Annotated in this window: 15 protein-coding genes, 1 pseudogene and 1 riboswitch; of the genes and pseudogenes, 13 read left to right on the top strand and 3 right to left on the bottom strand. The window is 72.0% G+C overall.

The window, feature by feature from the left end; genetic code table 11:
* The 5 genes from ACFV6X_RS25365 to ACFV6X_RS25345 form a co-directional block, all read left to right on the top strand.
* Positions 1-553 (top strand): flavodoxin-dependent (E)-4-hydroxy-3-methylbut-2-enyl-diphosphate synthase (locus ACFV6X_RS25365; protein WP_385387044.1); only part of this gene is annotated, 553 nt, incomplete at its 5' end.
* 31 nt (positions 554-584) lie between these two features.
* Positions 585-2,597 (top strand): 1-deoxy-D-xylulose-5-phosphate synthase, encoded by a 2,013-nt coding sequence (gene dxs / locus ACFV6X_RS25360; protein WP_385387042.1) that lies wholly within the window; start codon positions 585-587, stop codon positions 2,595-2,597.
* Positions 2,594-4,021, top strand: a complete 1,428-nt coding sequence (locus tag ACFV6X_RS25355; protein ID WP_385387040.1) for an aspartate aminotransferase family protein — start codon at positions 2,594-2,596, stop codon at positions 4,019-4,021. Before dxs ends, ACFV6X_RS25355 begins: the two co-directional genes overlap by 4 nt.
* 86 nt (positions 4,022-4,107) lie before the next feature.
* Complete coding sequence (locus tag ACFV6X_RS25350; protein WP_385387038.1) at positions 4,108-4,728, top strand: helix-turn-helix domain-containing protein; 621 nt, start codon at positions 4,108-4,110, stop codon at positions 4,726-4,728.
* Entirely contained in the window at positions 4,725-4,844 is a 120-nt protein-coding gene (locus tag ACFV6X_RS25345; protein ID WP_385387037.1) for a DUF6126 family protein, read from the top strand. The genes ACFV6X_RS25350 and ACFV6X_RS25345 overlap by 4 nt, the downstream gene beginning before the upstream one ends.
* 27 nt (positions 4,845-4,871) lie before the next feature.
* Here the strand turns inward: ACFV6X_RS25345 and ACFV6X_RS25340 are convergent, their stop codons facing one another.
* Complete coding sequence (locus tag ACFV6X_RS25340; protein ID WP_385387035.1) at positions 4,872-5,669, bottom strand: tyrosine-protein phosphatase; 798 nt, start codon at positions 5,667-5,669, stop codon at positions 4,872-4,874.
* Positions 5,670-6,162: 493 nt separating this feature from the next.
* Positions 6,163-6,358, top strand: a riboswitch (cyclic di-AMP (ydaO/yuaA leader).
* Positions 6,359-6,362: 4 nt separating this feature from the next.
* On the opposite strand from ACFV6X_RS25340, the gene ACFV6X_RS25335 reads away from it, so the two are divergent.
* On the top strand, positions 6,363-7,349 hold the full coding sequence (locus tag ACFV6X_RS25335; RefSeq protein WP_385387033.1) for a peptidoglycan DD-metalloendopeptidase family protein: 987 nt from the start codon (positions 6,363-6,365) through the stop codon (positions 7,347-7,349).
* A 227-nt stretch (positions 7,350-7,576) separates the two neighbouring features.
* Entirely contained in the window at positions 7,577-8,362 is a 786-nt protein-coding gene (locus tag ACFV6X_RS25330; protein WP_385387060.1) for an SGNH/GDSL hydrolase family protein, read from the top strand.
* 128 nt (positions 8,363-8,490) lie between these two features.
* On the opposite strand, the gene ACFV6X_RS25325 is transcribed toward ACFV6X_RS25330, so the two are convergent.
* A complete protein-coding gene (locus ACFV6X_RS25325) occupies positions 8,491-9,108 on the bottom strand; it encodes a TetR/AcrR family transcriptional regulator (RefSeq protein ID WP_385387031.1) in 618 nt (205 codons plus the stop codon).
* A gap of 53 nt (positions 9,109-9,161) precedes the next feature.
* Positions 9,162-10,340 carry a Glu/Leu/Phe/Val dehydrogenase dimerization domain-containing protein gene (locus tag ACFV6X_RS25320; protein WP_385387030.1) on the bottom strand — a complete coding sequence of 393 codons (1,179 nt, stop codon included), beginning with the start codon at positions 10,338-10,340 and terminating at the stop codon, positions 9,162-9,164.
* Positions 10,341-10,484: 144 nt separating this feature from the next.
* On the opposite strand from ACFV6X_RS25320, the gene ACFV6X_RS25315 reads away from it, so the two are divergent.
* The 6 genes and pseudogenes from ACFV6X_RS25315 (at position 10,485) to ACFV6X_RS25290 (ending at position 16,673) form a co-directional block, all read left to right on the top strand.
* Positions 10,485-11,699, top strand: a complete 1,215-nt coding sequence (locus ACFV6X_RS25315; RefSeq protein WP_385387029.1) for an MBL fold metallo-hydrolase — start codon at positions 10,485-10,487, stop codon at positions 11,697-11,699.
* 486 nt (positions 11,700-12,185) lie between these two features.
* Positions 12,186-13,952 (top strand): annotated as a pseudogene (locus ACFV6X_RS25310) (ATP-binding protein); the annotation flags it as partial.
* Between the two features lie 617 nt (positions 13,953-14,569).
* Positions 14,570-15,004 (top strand): roadblock/LC7 domain-containing protein, encoded by a 435-nt coding sequence (locus tag ACFV6X_RS25305; RefSeq protein ID WP_385387027.1) that lies wholly within the window; start codon positions 14,570-14,572, stop codon positions 15,002-15,004.
* Positions 15,005-15,006: 2 nt separating this feature from the next.
* Positions 15,007-15,378, top strand: a complete 372-nt coding sequence (locus ACFV6X_RS25300; protein WP_385387058.1) for a DUF742 domain-containing protein — start codon at positions 15,007-15,009, stop codon at positions 15,376-15,378.
* Positions 15,356-16,036 carry an ATP/GTP-binding protein gene (locus ACFV6X_RS25295; RefSeq protein ID WP_385387025.1) on the top strand — a complete coding sequence of 227 codons (681 nt, stop codon included), beginning with the start codon at positions 15,356-15,358 and terminating at the stop codon, positions 16,034-16,036. Before ACFV6X_RS25300 ends, ACFV6X_RS25295 begins: the two co-directional genes overlap by 23 nt.
* A 61-nt stretch (positions 16,037-16,097) precedes the next feature.
* Positions 16,098-16,673, top strand: coding sequence for a GAF domain-containing protein (locus ACFV6X_RS25290; protein WP_385387023.1), 576 nt, complete (start codon positions 16,098-16,100; stop codon positions 16,671-16,673).
* The last annotated feature ends 131 nt before the right edge of the window (positions 16,674-16,804 follow it).

Here is a 16,804-nt window from a genome sequence, read left to right as displayed (position 1 = left end):
GCAGTGCGACTACCCGCTGCACCTGGGTGTGACGGAGGCGGGTCCCGCTTTCCAGGGCACGATCAAGTCGGCGGTCGCCTTCGGTGCGCTGCTCAGTGAGGGCATCGGGGACACGATCCGTGTCTCGCTGTCGGCCCCGCCCGCCGAGGAGGTCAAGGTCGGCATCCAGATTCTGGAGTCGCTGAACCTCAAGGAGCGGGGCCTGGAGATCGTCTCCTGCCCCTCCTGCGGCCGGGCCCAGGTCGACGTCTACAAGCTGGCCGAGGAGGTCACCGCGGGGCTGGAGGGCATGGAGGTGCCGCTCCGCGTCGCCGTCATGGGCTGCGTCGTCAACGGCCCCGGTGAGGCCCGCGAGGCCGACCTCGGCGTCGCCTCCGGCAACGGCAAGGGCCAGATCTTCGTCAAGGGCGAGGTCATCAAGACCGTCCCGGAGTCGAAGATCGTCGAAACCCTCATCGAGGAGGCCATGAAGCTGGCCGAGCAGATGGAGGCGGACGGGGCGGCGACGGGCCTCCCCGCCGGCACGGGGAAACCGGCAGTGACTGTGAGCTGACACAAGGCACGGACCGAGAGGGGGCCCGAGCGTGACGATTCTGGAGAGCATCCGGGGACCACGCGACCTGAAGGCGCTGTCCGAGGTGCAACTTGGCGAACTGTCCGAAGAGATCAGGGAGTTCCTGGTGCACGCGGTCGCCAGAACCGGCGGCCATCTCGGGCCCAATCTGGGCGTGGTGGAACTGTCCATCGCGCTCCACCGGGTCTTCGAGTCACCGGCCGACCGCATCCTCTGGGACACCGGCCACCAGAGCTACGTGCACAAACTCCTGACCGGACGTCAGGACTTCTCGAAACTGCGCGGCAAGGGCGGCCTGTCCGGCTATCCCTCGCGCGAGGAGTCCGAGCACGACGTCATCGAGAACTCCCACGCCTCCACCGCGCTCGGCTGGGCCGACGGGCTCGCCAAGGCGCGCCAGGTGCAGGGGGAGAAGGGCCATGTCGTCGCGGTGATCGGCGACGGCGCCCTGACCGGCGGGATGGCCTGGGAAGCGCTGAACAACATCGCGGCCGCCAAGAACCGGCCCCTGATCATCGTCGTCAACGACAACGAGCGCTCGTACGCGCCCACGATCGGCGGCCTCGCCAACCACCTGGCGGCGCTGCGCACCACGGACTCGTACGAGAGGGTGCTGGCCTGGGGCAAGGACGTGCTCCAGGGCACGCCGCTCGTCGGGCACACCCTCTACGAGGCGCTGCACGGCGCCAAGAAGGGCTTCAAGGACGCGTTCGCGCCCCAGGGGATGTTCGAGGACCTCGGTCTGAAGTACGTCGGGCCGATCGACGCGCACGACGTGCGGGCAGTCGAGTCGGCGCTCAGGCGCGCGAAACGCTTCCACGGGCCGGTGCTGGTGCACTGCCGCACCGAGAAGGGGCGCGGCTACGAACCGGCCCTCGCGCACGAGGAGGACCACTTCCACACCGTCGGTGTGATGGACCCGCTGACCTGCGAGCCGCTGGCGCCCGCGGGCGGGCCGTCCTGGACCTCGGTGTTCGGGGACGAGATCGTGAGGATCGCCGAGGAGCGCGAGGACGTCGTCGCGATCACCGCGGCCATGCTGCACCCGGTGGGCCTGGGCAAGTTCGCCCAGCGGTTCCCGGACCGGGTGTGGGACGTCGGGATCGCCGAGCAGCACGCGGCCGTCTCCGCGGCCGGCCTCGCCACCGGCGGCCTGCACCCGGTCGTCGCCGTCTACGCCACCTTCCTCAACCGCGCCTTCGACCAGCTCCTGATGGACGTGGCCCTGCACCGTTGCGGAGTGACGTTCGTCCTCGACCGGGCCGGTGTGACCGGCGTCGACGGAGCCTCGCACAACGGCATGTGGGACATGTCGATCCTCCAGGTCGTGCCCGGGCTGCGGATCGCGGCGCCGCGCGACGCCGACCAGCTGCGGGCGCAGCTGCGTGAGGCGGTCGCCGTCGACGACGCGCCCACGCTGGTGCGGTTCCCGAAGGAGTCCGTGGGGCCGTGCGTCCCCGCGGTCGACCGGGTGGGCGGCATCGACGTACTGCACCGGGCCGGGGCGCCCGAGGTGCTGCTCGTCGCCGTCGGGGTGATGGCGCCGGTCTGCCTGCAGGCGGCCGAACTGCTTCAGGCCCGGGGGATCGGCTGCACGGTGGTCGACCCGCGGTGGGTCAAGCCCGTCGACCCCGCGCTGCCCGGCCTCGCCGCGGAGCACCGGCTGGTGGCCGTGGTCGAGGACAACAGCCGGGCGGCGGGGGTCGGTGCCGCCGTGGCGCTGGCGCTTGGCGACGCCGACGTGGATGTGCCGGTACGGCGCTTCGGCATCCCGGAGCAGTTCCTGGCGCATGCCAAGCGGGGCGAGGTGCTGGCCGACATCGGCCTCACGCCGGTCGAGATCGCCGGCCGGATCGGCGCGAGCCTGGCCGTCCGGGAGGAGCGGTCCCGGGGGACCGCCGGGGCGGACGGGGAGCGGGCCGTACCGAAGAAGCCGTCCACGGGGGCCGTCGTACCGGTGCCGGAGCAGTCCTCCAAGGCGACCGTCACCGGGGAATCGCTGTCCAAGGAGACCCACCCATGACCACCGCGGAATCCGCGTCCCCACCGCCGGAGCCCGCGCCCGGCGGCGCGTTCGACCTCGGCGCGCTGCTCGCCGAGCGCGGAGCCGAGCGCTACGACCTGCACGCCCGCTACCTCAACCACCAGCTGCCGCGCATGCTGCACACCATCGGCTTCGACAAGGTCTACGAGCGCGCCGAGGGCGCCCACTTCTGGGATGCGGACGGCAACGACTACCTGGACATGCTCGCCGGCTTCGGGGTGATGGGCCTGGGCCGCCACCACCCCGTCGTCCGCAAGGCGCTGCACGACGTCCTGGACGCACAGCTCGCCGACCTCACCCGGTTCGACTGCCAGCCGCTGCCCGGCCTGCTCGCCGAACGACTGCTGGCGCACAGCCCACACCTGGACCGGGTGTTCTTCGGCAACAGCGGGACGGAGGCGGTGGAGACCGCGCTGAAGTTCGCCCGGTTCGTGACCGGCAGGCCCAGGGTCCTGTACTGCGCGCACGCCTTCCACGGCCTGACCACCGGCTCGCTGTCAGTGAACGGTGAGGCGGGCTTCCGGGACGGCTTCGCCCCGCTGCTGCCCGACACCGCCGTACCGCTGGGCGACCTCGACGCCCTCGCACGGGAGGTGAAGAAGGGTGACGTCGCCGCGCTGATCGTGGAGCCGGTCCAGGGCAAGGGCGTGCACGAGGCCCCGCCCGGCTACCTGCGGGCCGCGCAGGACCTGCTGCACCGGCACAAGGCGCTCCTCATCGCCGACGAGGTGCAGACGGGCCTCGGCCGCACCGGCGACTTCTACGCCTACCAGCACGAGGAGGGCGTCGAACCGGATCTGGTCTGCGTGGCGAAGGCGCTCTCCGGCGGCTATGTGCCGGTGGGCGCCACGCTCGGCAAGGACTGGATCTTCAAGAAGGTCTACTCGTCGATGGACCGGGTGCTGGTCCACTCGGCCAGCTTCGGCTCCAACGCGCAGGCCATGGCGGCCGGGCTCGCGGTGCTCTCCGTCATGGAGAGCGAGCAGGTCGTCGCGGGCGTCCGGGCCACGGGCGAACTGCTCAGGTCCCGGCTCGCCGCGCTGGTCGACAAGTACGAGCTGCTCGCGGACGTGCGCGGCCGGGGGCTCATGATCGGCATCGAGTTCGGGCGGCCGCAGTCGCTGAAGCTGCGCAGCCGCTGGGCCGTGCTCCAGGCAGCCCGCAAGGGTCTCTTCGCGCAGATGGTCGTCGTGCCGCTGCTCCAGCGGCACCGGATCCTCACCCAGGTCTCCGGCGACCACCTGGAGGTGATCAAGCTGATCCCGCCGCTGATCATCGGGGAGCGGGAGGTGGACCGGTTCGTGGCGGCCTTCACGGATGTGATGGACGACGCGCACAGCGGGGGCGGGCTGGTGTGGGACTTCGGCAAGACGCTCGTGAAGCAGGCGGTGGCCAACCGCTGACGCGCCGGGTTGGCCGGTGGGATGGCGGGGTTTGCCTCTGAGGCAAGGAATTTGCCCCAGGGGCAAGAATCCGGCTGAATGGAGGCATGAACTCCTCCTCAGAGCTCGGGGCCGAAGCGGCCGGTGTGCTGCCGGTCGTCGCCCCGCAGCTCCGCGACCTGCGCCACCGCGCCTCCCTCACCCTGGAGGCCGCCGCACGTGCGGCCGGACTGTCGCCCGCCCATCTGTCCCGGCTGGAGACCGGGCAGCGCCAGCCCTCGCTGCCGATGCTGCTGGCGCTCGCCCGCATCTACAGTACGACCGTCTCGGAGCTGCTCGGCGAGACGGTCCCCGACCGGGACGCCGTGGTGCGCGCCGCCGACATGGAACCCACTGGCGCGGGCGGCTGGACGTACTGGCAGGCCGGTGCTTCCGGGCGGGGCATGCAGGCACTGCGGGTGCACGTGCCGCACGGCTCGCAGGGCGACGTCGTGCGGATGCACCCCGGTGAGGAGTGGCTGTACGTCCTCACCGGACGGCTGCGGCTGCGCCTCGGGGACGCCGCACACCGGCTCGGCCCGGGCGACAGCGCCCACTTCGACTCACTGACCCCGCACCGCATCGCCGCCCAGGACCCGGGCGGGGTCGACCTCCTCTTCGTCCACACCTTGCTGCAGAGCCCCACGGCCGCGATGTGCCTCGGCCCCGACACGGGAGACACGCCATGAGTGACCTCGAGCAGAAGATTCCCCGGGCCATCTGGGTCCGTCTGCTGATCTACATCGTGGCGGGGCACCTCTTCGCCGCCTTCCTCTACCTGCTGTTCGAGGTCGGGGCCAAGTAGGCGTCGGGGCCGGGCAAGGGCCCGGGGTCAGTCGAGCAGGCGCTCGCGCAGTCGCTCCCGGGTCTCGGGGGTGACGCCGAGCCCCTGTGTCAGGTAGGTGTCGACGTCGCCCCAGGTCTTCCCGATGGTCTCGAACGCCGCTGTCAGGTACTCGGCGCGCGCGTCGAAGAGCGGGCTGAGCAGCTCCATGACCTCCGGAGAGTAGGCCGAGGTCGAGCTGCTGTTGCGGTGCACCTTGTAGCGACGGTGCTTGGCGTTGGACTCCAGGTAGTCGGCGAGGATCGCCTCGCGCTCCACGCCCACCGCGAGCAGCGTGACGGCGATCGACAGGCCGGCGCGGTCCTTGCCCGCCGCGCAGTGCATCAGCGCGGGGACGCTGTCCTCGGCGAGCGCGTGCAGCACCTGGGAGTGCTCGGCGGTGCGCTCCTTGACGATCACGCGGTACGAGGTGATCATCCGGTCCGCCGCCTTGCCGTCGGCCAGGATCTCGCGCAGCTGCTCCACGTCGCCGTCCCGGACCATCTTCCAGAACTCTGCGCCGTCCGCCGGGTCCGTCAGCGGCAGGTTCACGTTGCGCACGCCCGGCAGCTCCACGTCCGGGCCCTCCAGCTTCTGGTCCGCGGCGTTGCGGAAGTCGAAGATCGTGTGCAGCCCCAGGGACGCCAGGAACGTGGCGTCCTCCGCGGTGGCGTGCGCGAGGTGGCCGCTGCGGAACAGCACTCCGTGCCGCACCCGGCGCCCGTCCACCGTCGGCAGTCCGCCCACGTCACGGAAGTTGCGCACTCCGGCCAGTTCGGGCTCGGTCGACGGCACCTGCTGCGTCACGGGGGCTCCCTCCCATCGGCCCCGCCGGCGCGGCTCGTCGACGGGCACGTCCTTGACGATACGACACGCGTTCCCGCGCGAATGAGGTGTCCACAGGTGGTCACCGGGAGTTGGAGCGGTTGTCCACGGGCCAGGCAGGTGGCTCCCCCGATCGGGTAACGGGCCGGGCGGAGTGGACGTCAGGAGGGTGAATGAAGGGGAACGGCGGCTTCTCGCTATATCTGCCCCTTCTGTCCTAATTAGCCATTTCCTTCCAACTCGCCGTGAAATGCGGAAACCTGGAGCAGGGTCACGTGAGCAGCGTCATATCCGTGACCGAGCGTCGTTCGTCATGTTCACGTAATTCACATGCCTTCAAGGGCGTTTATGGAATTCACACGCGCCCCAATGCACGGAGTGTGACCGGAATTCGGGCGAACGGATCACGAAAACGGCGTTCCGGTGGAACCTCTTGCTTGTCCCATTGCGTCTTGGTCGCTTACGTTCCACCCGATCCGGACGGACGCCGAATCCTGCCGCCGCCCGGTGCCCGCGCTAACTCACCCGTGTTCGGCAGGAGCGGGGGACCCACAGGTAGAACTGCCTGTTCCGGTCTCCGGAACGGCTTGGGGTAAAGCCGCGTCCCACACGCGGCCGGACATCTCCAGTCCGCACCCGACAGCTCACCTCGCAGGCACCGGAGAGGAATTCGCCATGCCCGCCAAGGGTAAGCACCGCCGTCCGAAGACCCAGCGCTTCACTCGCTCCATCGCCGTCGCCGGAACCGGTGGCGCCGCGCTCGCCCTTCCGCTGATGGGGGCCGCCGGCGCCCACGCCGCCACTCCCCAGTCCGCCGCGGAAAAGGCCGTCTCGTCGATCCCGACCCAGAAGACGGCCGTTCAGCAGCAGTCCGCCGAAAAGCAGTCCGCCGCCCAGGAGTCGGGTGCCCGGACGTATTCCGTGAGGGTGGGCGACTACCTCTCGAAGATCGCCGAAGAGCAGAATGTCAGCGGTGGCTGGCAGCGGCTCTACGAGGACAACCGGGAAGCGGTCGGCGAGAATCCCTCGCTCATCCACCCCGGCCTGAAGCTCGCGATAGGCGAGAAGGGCGAGGCGGGCGGCGACAAGCCGGCTTCCTCTTCCTCCGAGTCCTCCTCCGACTCCTCGGCCGAGTCGTCGGCGGCGAAGACGTCGCAGTCCTCGGACGAGTCCGAGCCGGCGGCGGAGGCTCCCGAGTCCGCCGCGGCCGAGGCCCCGGCCGCCGCCCAGGCCGCGGACTCCGCCGCCTCCACCGGCTTCACCGCCCCCGTGGACGGCGCCGGCATCGGCACCGCCTATCGCGTGGCGGGCAGCATGTGGTCCAGCGGCTACCACACCGGCGTCGACTTCGCCGCGGCGAGCGGCACCCCGCTCAAGGCGGTCGGCGAGGGCACGGTCGTCTCGGCGGGCTGGGCCGGCTCGTACGGAAACCAGGTCGTCATCAAGCTCGCCGACGGCTACTACGCCCAGTACGCCCACCTGTCCTCGCTCTCCGTCTCCAGCGGTCAGACCGTGACCGCGGGCCAGCAGATCGGCCTGTCGGGCTCGACCGGCAACTCCACCGGCCCGCACCTGCACTTCGAGATCCGCACCACGCCGGACTACGGCTCGGACGTCGACCCGGTCGCCTACCTCTCCTCCAAGGGCGTCTCGATCGGCTGACGCACGCGTCGCCCGCAGACCACCGAAGGCCGGATCCCATCCACGGGTCCGGCCTTCGGCGTCGGCGGTGCCGTCCTCGGCCATCAGGCCTTATTCCGCAATTGACCAATCCTTTGGCCGTGGCCTTTCTCACCGTCCGTCAACCCCTTCCTACGGTCGCGTAGGTCACATTCGAAGGGGAATCATGTCCCGACGTGGCAGACGATTCGAAGAGTGGCAGCAGATCAGTGATCGGGTCGTACGTGGCGGTGGGGGACAGCTTCACCGAGGGCGTCGGCGACCCCGGCCCCGACGGGGCGTTCGTCGGCTGGGCCGACCGGTTCGCCGTACTGCTCGCGGACCGCCGACCCGAGGGCGACTTCCAGTACACCAACCTCGCCGTGCGCGGCAGACTGCTCGACCAGATCGTGGCGGAGCAGGTCCCGAGGGCCGCCGAACTGGCGCCGGACCTGGCCTCGTTCTGCGCCGGCGGCAACGACATCATCCGGCCGGGCACCGACCCGGACGACGTGGCGGAGCGCTTCGAGCGTGGGGTCGCGGCGCTGACCGCCACCGTGGGCACCGTCCTGGTGACCACCGGCTTCGACACCCGGGGCGTCCCCCTGCTGAGGCATCTGCGCGGCAAGATCGCCACCTACAACGGGCATGTGCGGGCCATCGCCGACCGGTACGGCTGCCCGGTGCTCGACCTGTGGTCGCTCAAGTCCGTCCAGGACCGCCGAGCCTGGGACCACGACCGGCTGCACCTGTCGCCCGAGGGGCACACGCGTGTGGCGCTGCGTGCCGGTCAGGCCCTGCGCCTCGCCGTCCCCGCCGACCCGGAGCAGCCCTGGCCGCCGCTCCCGCCGCGCGGCGCCTTCGACGTGCGCCGGGACGACGTCCACTGGGCGCGTGAGTATCTGGTGCCGTGGATCGGCCGTCGGCTGCGGGGCGAATCGTCGGGCGACCATGTCACCGCCAAGGGCGTGCTGTCGCCGGACGACATCAAGATGCGGATCGCGTCGGTGGCTTGAGGGCCGCCCCGCGGCGACCTCGTGGTGCCGTGCCCAAAGCGGGCCGGTCCGGCTCCCGGCCGGTTCGGGCCGTGACGGGCGCGGACCACGGGATCATATGCCGCAAAGCAGGTGAAACGGGCGGACGGTCACTGCTGTTGGGTCGCCGGCACCTCTGTCAGCCCCAGTTCCCGGGCCAGCGCCTCGTCCACCCACTCCTGCGCACGCGCGCGTGACACGGCTCCCGCGTAGGACGTGATCTGCACGGCGAGCCCGTCGAGCAGGGCCGTCAGGCGCAGGGCCGCGCCCATGGGGTCGGGGCAGCGGAACTCGCCCGCCGCCACACCCTCGGCGATGACCTCGGCGATGGCCGCCTTCCAGCGCTTGTCGAGGTCCTGCGTGACCTCCCGCAGCGCGGGCTCGCGCGGCGCCGCCGCCCAGCCCTCGATCCACAGCCGCCAGCCCTTGGCCTGGCCCGTCGGCGCGTACCAGCGCACCGCCGACCGCAGCCGGCGCTGGGCCGTCGTGCGCCGGCCGAGCAGCTTGGAAAGGTGGGCGAGATCGTCCTCGGCCGCGTACGCGAACGCGGCGGCGACCAGCTTCTCCTTCGTGGAGAAGTGGTACAGCACCAGCGCGTTGCTCACGCCGAGCGCGGACGCGACATCGGCGATCCGCACCGCCGCCACGCCCCGCACCTCGATCTGTGCCACGGCGGCACGCAACAACTCCTCGCGCCGCTCCGCCACGCTCAACCGCACTCTCGCCACCCCGTCACCCTAACGGGCCACGTCCGGACGGCGGCCGGGCGGTGACCTCCCCGTCAGCGGTACGACCCGAAGCGCTCCGTGAGCAGCGGCAGCCGGTCACCGGCGAGGGCGTGCGCGGCCGCACGCGGCGTGCTCCCGTCGGCCTCCGCACGGGCCAGCACCAGGTCGGTCAGGGCGCGCATCGAGCGCCGCGTGTACGCGAACGCCTCCTGCGCGTCCGCGCCGATGTCGCCGAACAGCGTCCACCACCACCAGGCGTTCGTCCCCGAGTTGACCACCACGTCGGGCAGCACCGTGACCCCGCGCGCGGTGAGCAGTGCCTCCGCCTCGGGCACGACCGGCATGTTGGCGGCCTCGACGATCCAGCGGGCGGTGATCCGCTCCTGGTCCGCGGCGCCGATCGCGTACGAGACGGCGGCGGGCACCAGCACCTCGGCGTCGGTGGCCGGCCAGGCGTCGCCGGGAAGTTCGAGGAGGCCGGGCCGCAGCGCCGAGCGGTCCACCGTGCCGTACGCGTCCCGGGCGGCGAGCAGTTCGTCGACGTCGAGTCCCGCCGGATCGGCGATCGTGCCTCGGACGTCGGCGACGGCCACCACCGTGAGGCCCGCGCGCGCGAGGAAGCGTGCCGTCGCGCCGCCCATGGTGCCCAGGCCCTGTACGGCGACCCGGGTGCCCGCGTAGGGCACGCCGGCCCGGTCCAGGGCGGCGAGCACCGACTCCGCCACCCCGCAGCCGCCGACCAGCTCGCCCAGCCCGATCCCGTCCACCTCCACCGCGAACGCGTCGGCGAGCCGCCGCCGGGCCGCCGCCTCGTCGTCGAGCAGCGGATACACGGCCTGGATCGACGAGACCAGCCCCACCTCGGCGGCGGCCCGGTCCACCAGGTCCTGGGTCAGGCCGAGGTCCTCGCCGGTGGTCCAGAAGGCCTCTATGTACGGCCGCACGGCCCGCAGGTAGCGCACGAGCAGCCCGTACGCCGCCGGGTCCCGGGGGTCGCAGTCGATGCCGCCCTTGGCCCCGCCGAGGGGGACGTAACGGGCCTCGGGGTCGTAGTGCAGGGCCTCCTTCACGGTCATTCCGCGGGCGAGCCCGGTGACCTCCTCCAGCGTGCAGCCCGGGCGCATCCGCAGCCCACCGCTGGCGACACCGCGCACCAGACGGTCGACGACCAGGAAGCCCCGGCGGCCGGTGACGTGGTCGGTCCAGGTGAGCGACAGGAGGGGGACGGTCACGGAAGCTCCTTGTGGCAGCGGCTGTTTCCGGGCTCGCGCGCGAACACGCGTACTGAATCACGAGTCAGTATCGGGTTCGGGCGGCGGGTGGTGTCGGTGGGGCGGACCATAATGGAGCTCTCACCGATTCCACCTGGAGGTACCGTGGCCGGTTCCCGTTCCCTGAGCTCCGGGCTCCGCGCGCTGCAGCCCGCGGCCTTCGGCGTGGAGCCGAGCGGCGAGCGCATGGCGCGCATCCGCAGATCGCCCCACTTCAAGGACGGCGTCTTCCAGAACCCGGGAGGGCCTTCGCGGATCCGGCCGTCGGGTTCGACGCGCGACCTCGCGAAGACCTACTTCGACAAGGACGCCCGCAACCGCCGCACCCCGCACGGTGCGATGCCGGTGTATCCCACGACGGCCGCCGACCTCGCGCGACCGCCCGCCACCGGCCTGCGGCTGACCTGGCTGGGCCACTCCAGCGTCCTCGCCGAGATCGACGGGCAGCGGGTGCTCTTCGACCCCGTCTGGGGCGAGCGCTGCTCCCCGTTCGCCTTCGCCGGGCCCAAGCGGCTGCACGCGGTGCCACTGCCCCTGACCGCGCTCGGCCCGGTCGACGTCGTGGTCATCTCGCACGACCACTACGACCACCTGGACCTGCCCACGATCAAGGCGCTGGCCGGCACGGACACACTGTTCGCCGTGCCGCTCGGCGTCGGCGCCCACCTCGAGCACTGGGGCGTGTCCGCCGACCGGCTGCGCGAGCTGGACTGGCAGGAGTCGACCAAGGTCGGCGGGCTCACCCTCACCGCCACCCCGGCCCGCCACTTCTGCGGCCGCGGCCTGCGCAACACCCAGCACACCCTCTGGGCGTCCTGGGTCGTCGCGGGGGAGAAACACCGGATATTCCACAGCGGTGACACCGGCTACTTCGAGGGCTTCCGGGACATCGGCGCCGACCACGGCCCGTTCGACGCCACGATGATCCAGATCGGCGCGTACAGCCAGTACTGGCCGGACATCCACATGACCCCCGAGCAGGGCGTCCGGGCGCATCTGGACCTGCAGGGCGGGGACGCCTCGTCGGGTGTGCTGCTCCCGATCCACTGGGGGACCTTCAACCTGGCCCCGCATCCCTACGCCGAGCCCGGCGAGTGGACGAAGGACGCGGCCGAGGTGGCCGGAGCGGCGGTGGCGCTGCCCCGGCCCGGCGAGCCCTTCGAGCCGGCCGGGGAGCTCCCCGTGGACCCCTGGTGGCGCACGGTCACGGCGCCCGTCGCCCGCCATTGGCTGCGCACCCGGGGCACCGGCAGCGGCACCGACGCCGGCACCGCGCCGTCCGCCGTCCAGGGCGACCTCGACCTCGCGGGTGACCGGTAGCGGGCTCGTTCTTCCGGCGGTCAGGTGATCGCCGTCTGCCGGTCCGGGACCGGCGCACCGGCGGGGCCGGGGCTCATCAGCCCCGGCCCCTCGTCGGTCGTGGGGCGGTCCGGGTCGGCGAGCGGCCGGGCGACCGCGTTGTGCGTCCCCGTCGTGGCGACGCTCAGGTGCCTGTCGCGGCCCGGCGCTTCGTGACCGCTTTTGACCAGGTCGGATCGATCGAAGACGGCATCGGGGTAGTCGTCGCCGCGCGCTTATCGGTCTGTCGTACGAGACCTCATACCAGAGCGGGACGCATGCCGTAGGACTTTGTCAACTGCCCACCGCACATGATGTGTGGCCGACTACTGTCAGTGTCCGTCGGGCGACGCAGGGCCGAATTCCTCTCGGCGTCGTCGACCGGCACCGAGCCGCCGCATGCCCGTGTCACGCCGACCGGGCCGCCCGCCCCGGCTTCCGACCGCTGGACCAGTACGAGGACGCCCGATGTCACACCTCCGCGCACCGGCCGCACGCGCAGACCGCCGCGAGGGCGGGCGGCACGGACGGCCGGTCGCCCACACCGCACCCTCGCTGCCCGAGGCCCACATACGGCCCCAGCTGCTGCGACTCGCCGTACTGCCCCCGCTCGCGGTCGCCCTCAGCGCCTGCGCGGCCGTGCTGTTCACCGTCCGCTCCACCGGCGCCCGCACCAGCCTCACCCTGTGGGCCGTGCTCGCCTGCGCGGTCTGTGTGACGCTCGCGGGCATCGGGATCGCCGTGATCGCCGCCGGCCGCGCCGCCCGGGCGGTGCACGACCGCGTCGGCGCGCTGCGCCGCGGCAGCGCCCGCCGCGAGGCCGATCTGCGCACCCTCGTCGAGGCGTTGCGCCGGGGCGAGCTGCCGCCGCAGCGCAAGCCGCGCGGCGGTCCGCCCGCGGACGCCGACGACTTCGAGCTGCTCGCCGCCGACCTGTCCCGCGCGCACGACTGCGCCGTCACCGCCGTCGTGCAGGCCGCTCAACTCTCCAGCCAGGCAGGCAGCGAACAGAAGCTGGAGGTCTTCGTCAACCTCGCCCGGCGCCTCCAGTCGCTGGTGCACCGCGAGATCGCGATCCTGGACGACCTGGAGAACGAGATCGAGGACCCCGACCTGCTCAAGGGCCTCTTCCACGTCGACCACCTCGCGACCCGCATCCGCCGCCACGCCGAGAACCTCGCCGTGCTCGGCGGCGCCGTCTCCCGGCGCCAGTGGAGCAACCCCGTCTCCATGACCGAGGTACTGCGCTCGGCCATCGCCGAGGTCGAGCAGTACTCACGTGTGCGGCTCGTGCCGCCGATCGACGGCACCCTGCGGGGTCACTCCGTCGCCGACGTGATCCATCTGCTGGCCGAACTGGTGGAGAACGCCACAGTGTTCTCCGCCCCGCACACCCAGGTGCTGCTGCGCGCCAACCTCGTCACCTCCGGTCTCGCCGTGGAGGTCGAGGACCGCGGACTCGGCATGCCCGTCGGTGAGCAGAACAGGATGAACGCCCTGCTCACCGACCCCGACCAGGTCAACGTGGGCCGCCTGCTCGCGGACGGCCGAATCGGGCTGTTCGTGGTCTCGCAGCTGGCCCGGCGGCACGGCATCACCGTCCGGCTGCAGACCAACATCTACGGCGGCGTGCAGGCCGTCCTCGTCGTGCCGCAGGCGCTGCTCGGCAACCAGCCCGACACCGGCCGACCCGCCCCGCCGCAGCAGCAGCCGCACCACCGGTCCGCACCCGAGGTGGGCCGGCCCGCACCGCCCGTGTCGCCCCCGCAGCGCCACCGGCCCGCGCCCGACGCCTCGACCGCACCTGCTCCCCCCGCCCCGGTCCCCGCTTCCGGCACCACCCCCTCGCCCCTGCCGGTCCGCGGCACGCACGAGGAGCAGCCCAACCCGGCCGAGGCCGTGCCCGGCATCCGGCCCGGCGACCGGCCGACCGTCGAGGAACACGCCGCCGCGCCGCTCGCCCCGCGCACCGGCACCGTCCGCGGCACCATGGGCAAGCCCACCCTGCCCCGGCGCCGCGCCCAGGAGCACATCGTGCCCCAGCTGCGCGGGGGCCCGGCACCCCGCCAGGACGCCGAGGACCCCGTCGGCCACGACCCCGGTCTGATGGCGGCGTTCCAGCGCGGCATCGGCCTCGCCGAGGCCCAGCAGCAGGCAGGGGCCGGCCACTCGGCGCCGGGCCACCCGGAGGCCCCGTACGGCGAGCTCAGCCCGTCTCCGGAGCCGCCGTCCCCGGAGCCGTCACGCCTGGAGCTTTCACCCCCGGGGCCCGCGCAAGCCGGGCCCGCGCACCCCGAGTCCTCGCACGCCGAGTCCTCCTACCCCGGGCCCGCGAACGCCGGGTCCTCGCACCCCGAGTCCTCGCATGCCGGGCCCTCGCACCCGGAGCCGTCATGCGCTGGGTCCTCGCACGCCGGGTCCGCACACGCCGAGTCCCCGCACGCCGGCCCCTCGCACCGGGACTCCTCGCACCGGGACTCCTCGTACCGAAATTCCTCGTACCGGGACTCCTCGCACTTGGACTCCTCCCACCCGGAAGGCCCCCAAGGCGCTCACGCGCCGTCGGACTCCCCACCGGACGGCCGTCACACGGTCGTTCCCCCCGTGGCGACGCAACTCCCCATGGCCGTACCGCACGGGGACGTGCGGCACACGGATGCCGTGCGCAGGGACGCGCCCCCGCACTGGGAGGCCGCCCGTACGACCCCGGACCACCCCGCCCGGCACGACGGGAGCGGATCAGCCGGATGACCGCCGCAGCTGCCGCCGCCGTCGCCACCCCCACCGCAATGACCGCCGGCGCCCCCACGGGCGCGCCCGCAGACCTTCGTATCCCAAGGAGTCGATCCACCATGGCGACCGATGCCCCCACCGGCCATGTATCCGATCTCGACTGGCTGATGAGCGGCCTCGTACAGCGCGTGCCGCACACCAGCAGCGCGGTGCTGCTCTCCTGCGACGGGCTCGTGAAGTCGGTCCACGGCCTCGACCCCGACACCGCCGACCACATGGCGGCCCTGGCCTCCGGCCTGTATTCCCTCGGCCGCAGTGCCGGTGTCCGGTTCGGCGACGGCGGTGAGGTCCGGCAGGTCGTCGTCGAGCTCGACTCGACCCTGCTGTTCGTCACCACCGCCGGCTCCGGCACCTGCCTGGCCGTGCTGGCCGGCCGCGAGGCCGACGCCGCCGTGCTCGGCTACGAGATGGCCATGCTGGTCAAGAGCGTTCGCCCCTACCTGGTGACCGCTCCCCGGCAGCAGTCCGTCGAACCCCCGGCGATGAGGCCTTGAGCGTGACGGCGGCCGGCGACGGGCCATGGCTCGACGAGGCGGCCGGACGGCTGGTGCGCCCCTTCACGGTCAGCAACGGCCGTACCCGCCCCTCCGTCGCGCTCGACCTCATCTCGCAGGTGATGGCCACCGGAGCCACCCCCCTCGGCTATCTCGGCCCCGAACACGCACAGGCGCTCGACCTGTGCCGGGCGCCGGTGTCGGTCGCCGAGGTCGCCGCGCACCTGATGTTGCCGGCGGTGGTCACCAAGGTGCTGCTGTCGGACCTCGTCGACTGCGGGGCGCTCACCACCAAGCCCCCCGAGTTCCACCACAACCCCACGGACCGGGCCCTTCTGGAGGCAGTGCTCGATGGACTACGACGACAGCTCTGACCACGACTCCGACTACGACGACGGATCCGGCCATGGAGACGGATCCGGTGCCGACGGCGGCTCCGGCTACGGCGCCGACCCATTCCCCACCGCGCTCAAGATCCTGGTCGCGGGCGGCTTCGGCGTCGGCAAGACCACCTTCGTCGGCGCCGTCAGCGAGATCGCGCCGCTCAGCACGGAGGAACTGCTCACCACCGTCAGCGCCGCCACCGACAACCTCGACGGCATCGAGAACAAGGTCGAGACGACGGTGGCCATGGACTTCGGCCGCATCACCCTCGACCCCGAGCACGTCCTGTACCTCTTCGGCACACCGGGCCAGGAGCGCTTCTGGTTCATGTGGGACGAGCTGTGCGAGGGCGCCCTCGGCGCGGTGATCCTCGCCGACACCCGGCGGCTGGAGCAGTGCTTCGCGGCCGTCGACTTCTTCGAGGAGCGCGGCCTCGGATTCATCGTCGCCGTCAACGAGTTCGACGGCGGCCACCGCTACGACCCCGAGGAGGTGCGTGCCGCCATCGACCTGCACCCCGAGGTCCCCGTGGTGTGCTGCGACGCCCGGATCTCCGCATCCGGCGTCCAGACCCTGCTCACCCTCGTCCGCCATCTCATCGCCCACGCACCCGTCACTCCCGCGCCCAGCCACGGCGCCCACATGTGATACCCGCACACACCGCACCGGAGCCGCATATGACATACGCCCACAGCGACGGGACCCGGACATGAGGTACGACCCGCCGCGCCCGGCCGGTCGGCTGCTGCTCACCCCCGAGGACAAGGAGGCACCCGCGAGAACGCACCGACTGCTCCAACTGGGCCTGGGGGAGCGTCCGGAACCCGCCCTGGACGCCTTCGCGGGCCATCTGGCGTCGCTGACCGGCGCGCCGTACGCCATGGTCAACTTCCTCGGCGAGAAGGGCCAGTTCTTCGCCGGCCTGTACGCGCCCGACACCGGGCTCGTCATGAAGGAGGACGGGACCCGCCCGGTGATGGGCCGCTTCCTGCCCCGCGACCACGGGTTCTGCCCCCACGTGGTGGTCCGGCACAAGGCGCTGGTGCTGGAGGACGTCCGCGACTACCCGCGGTTCGCGGGCAATCCGGTCGTCGACGAGTTCGGCATCCACTCCTACCTGGGCGCGCCGCTCATCGACACCACGGGGATGGTGCTCGGCACCGTCTGCGTCGCCGATGTCTCCCCCCGCCCCTGGGGCCGGACCGGTCTGGAGACCATCAAGGCGACGGCCGCGGATCTCGTCGTACGGCTCGAAGGGCCCGGGAACGGCGGAGCTCTGCTCTGACCAGGTGAACGTCGCCCGGGGCGTGAAGGAAAGCTGCGGCGGCGGTTAAGAAATCCTCGATGGACCAGGACGGCGGCGTACGGCAGATTGCTGTGCGATTCCACTTCTCTCCCCGTCCGGGGGCTTCTTCG

The organism is Streptomyces sp. NPDC059861, from assembly GCF_042731435.1.
Taxonomy (GTDB): domain Bacteria; phylum Actinomycetota; class Actinomycetes; order Streptomycetales; family Streptomycetaceae; genus Streptomyces.
The sequence above is the reverse complement of the archived record's forward strand: the minus strand, read 5'-3'. Positions and strand labels throughout refer to the sequence as shown.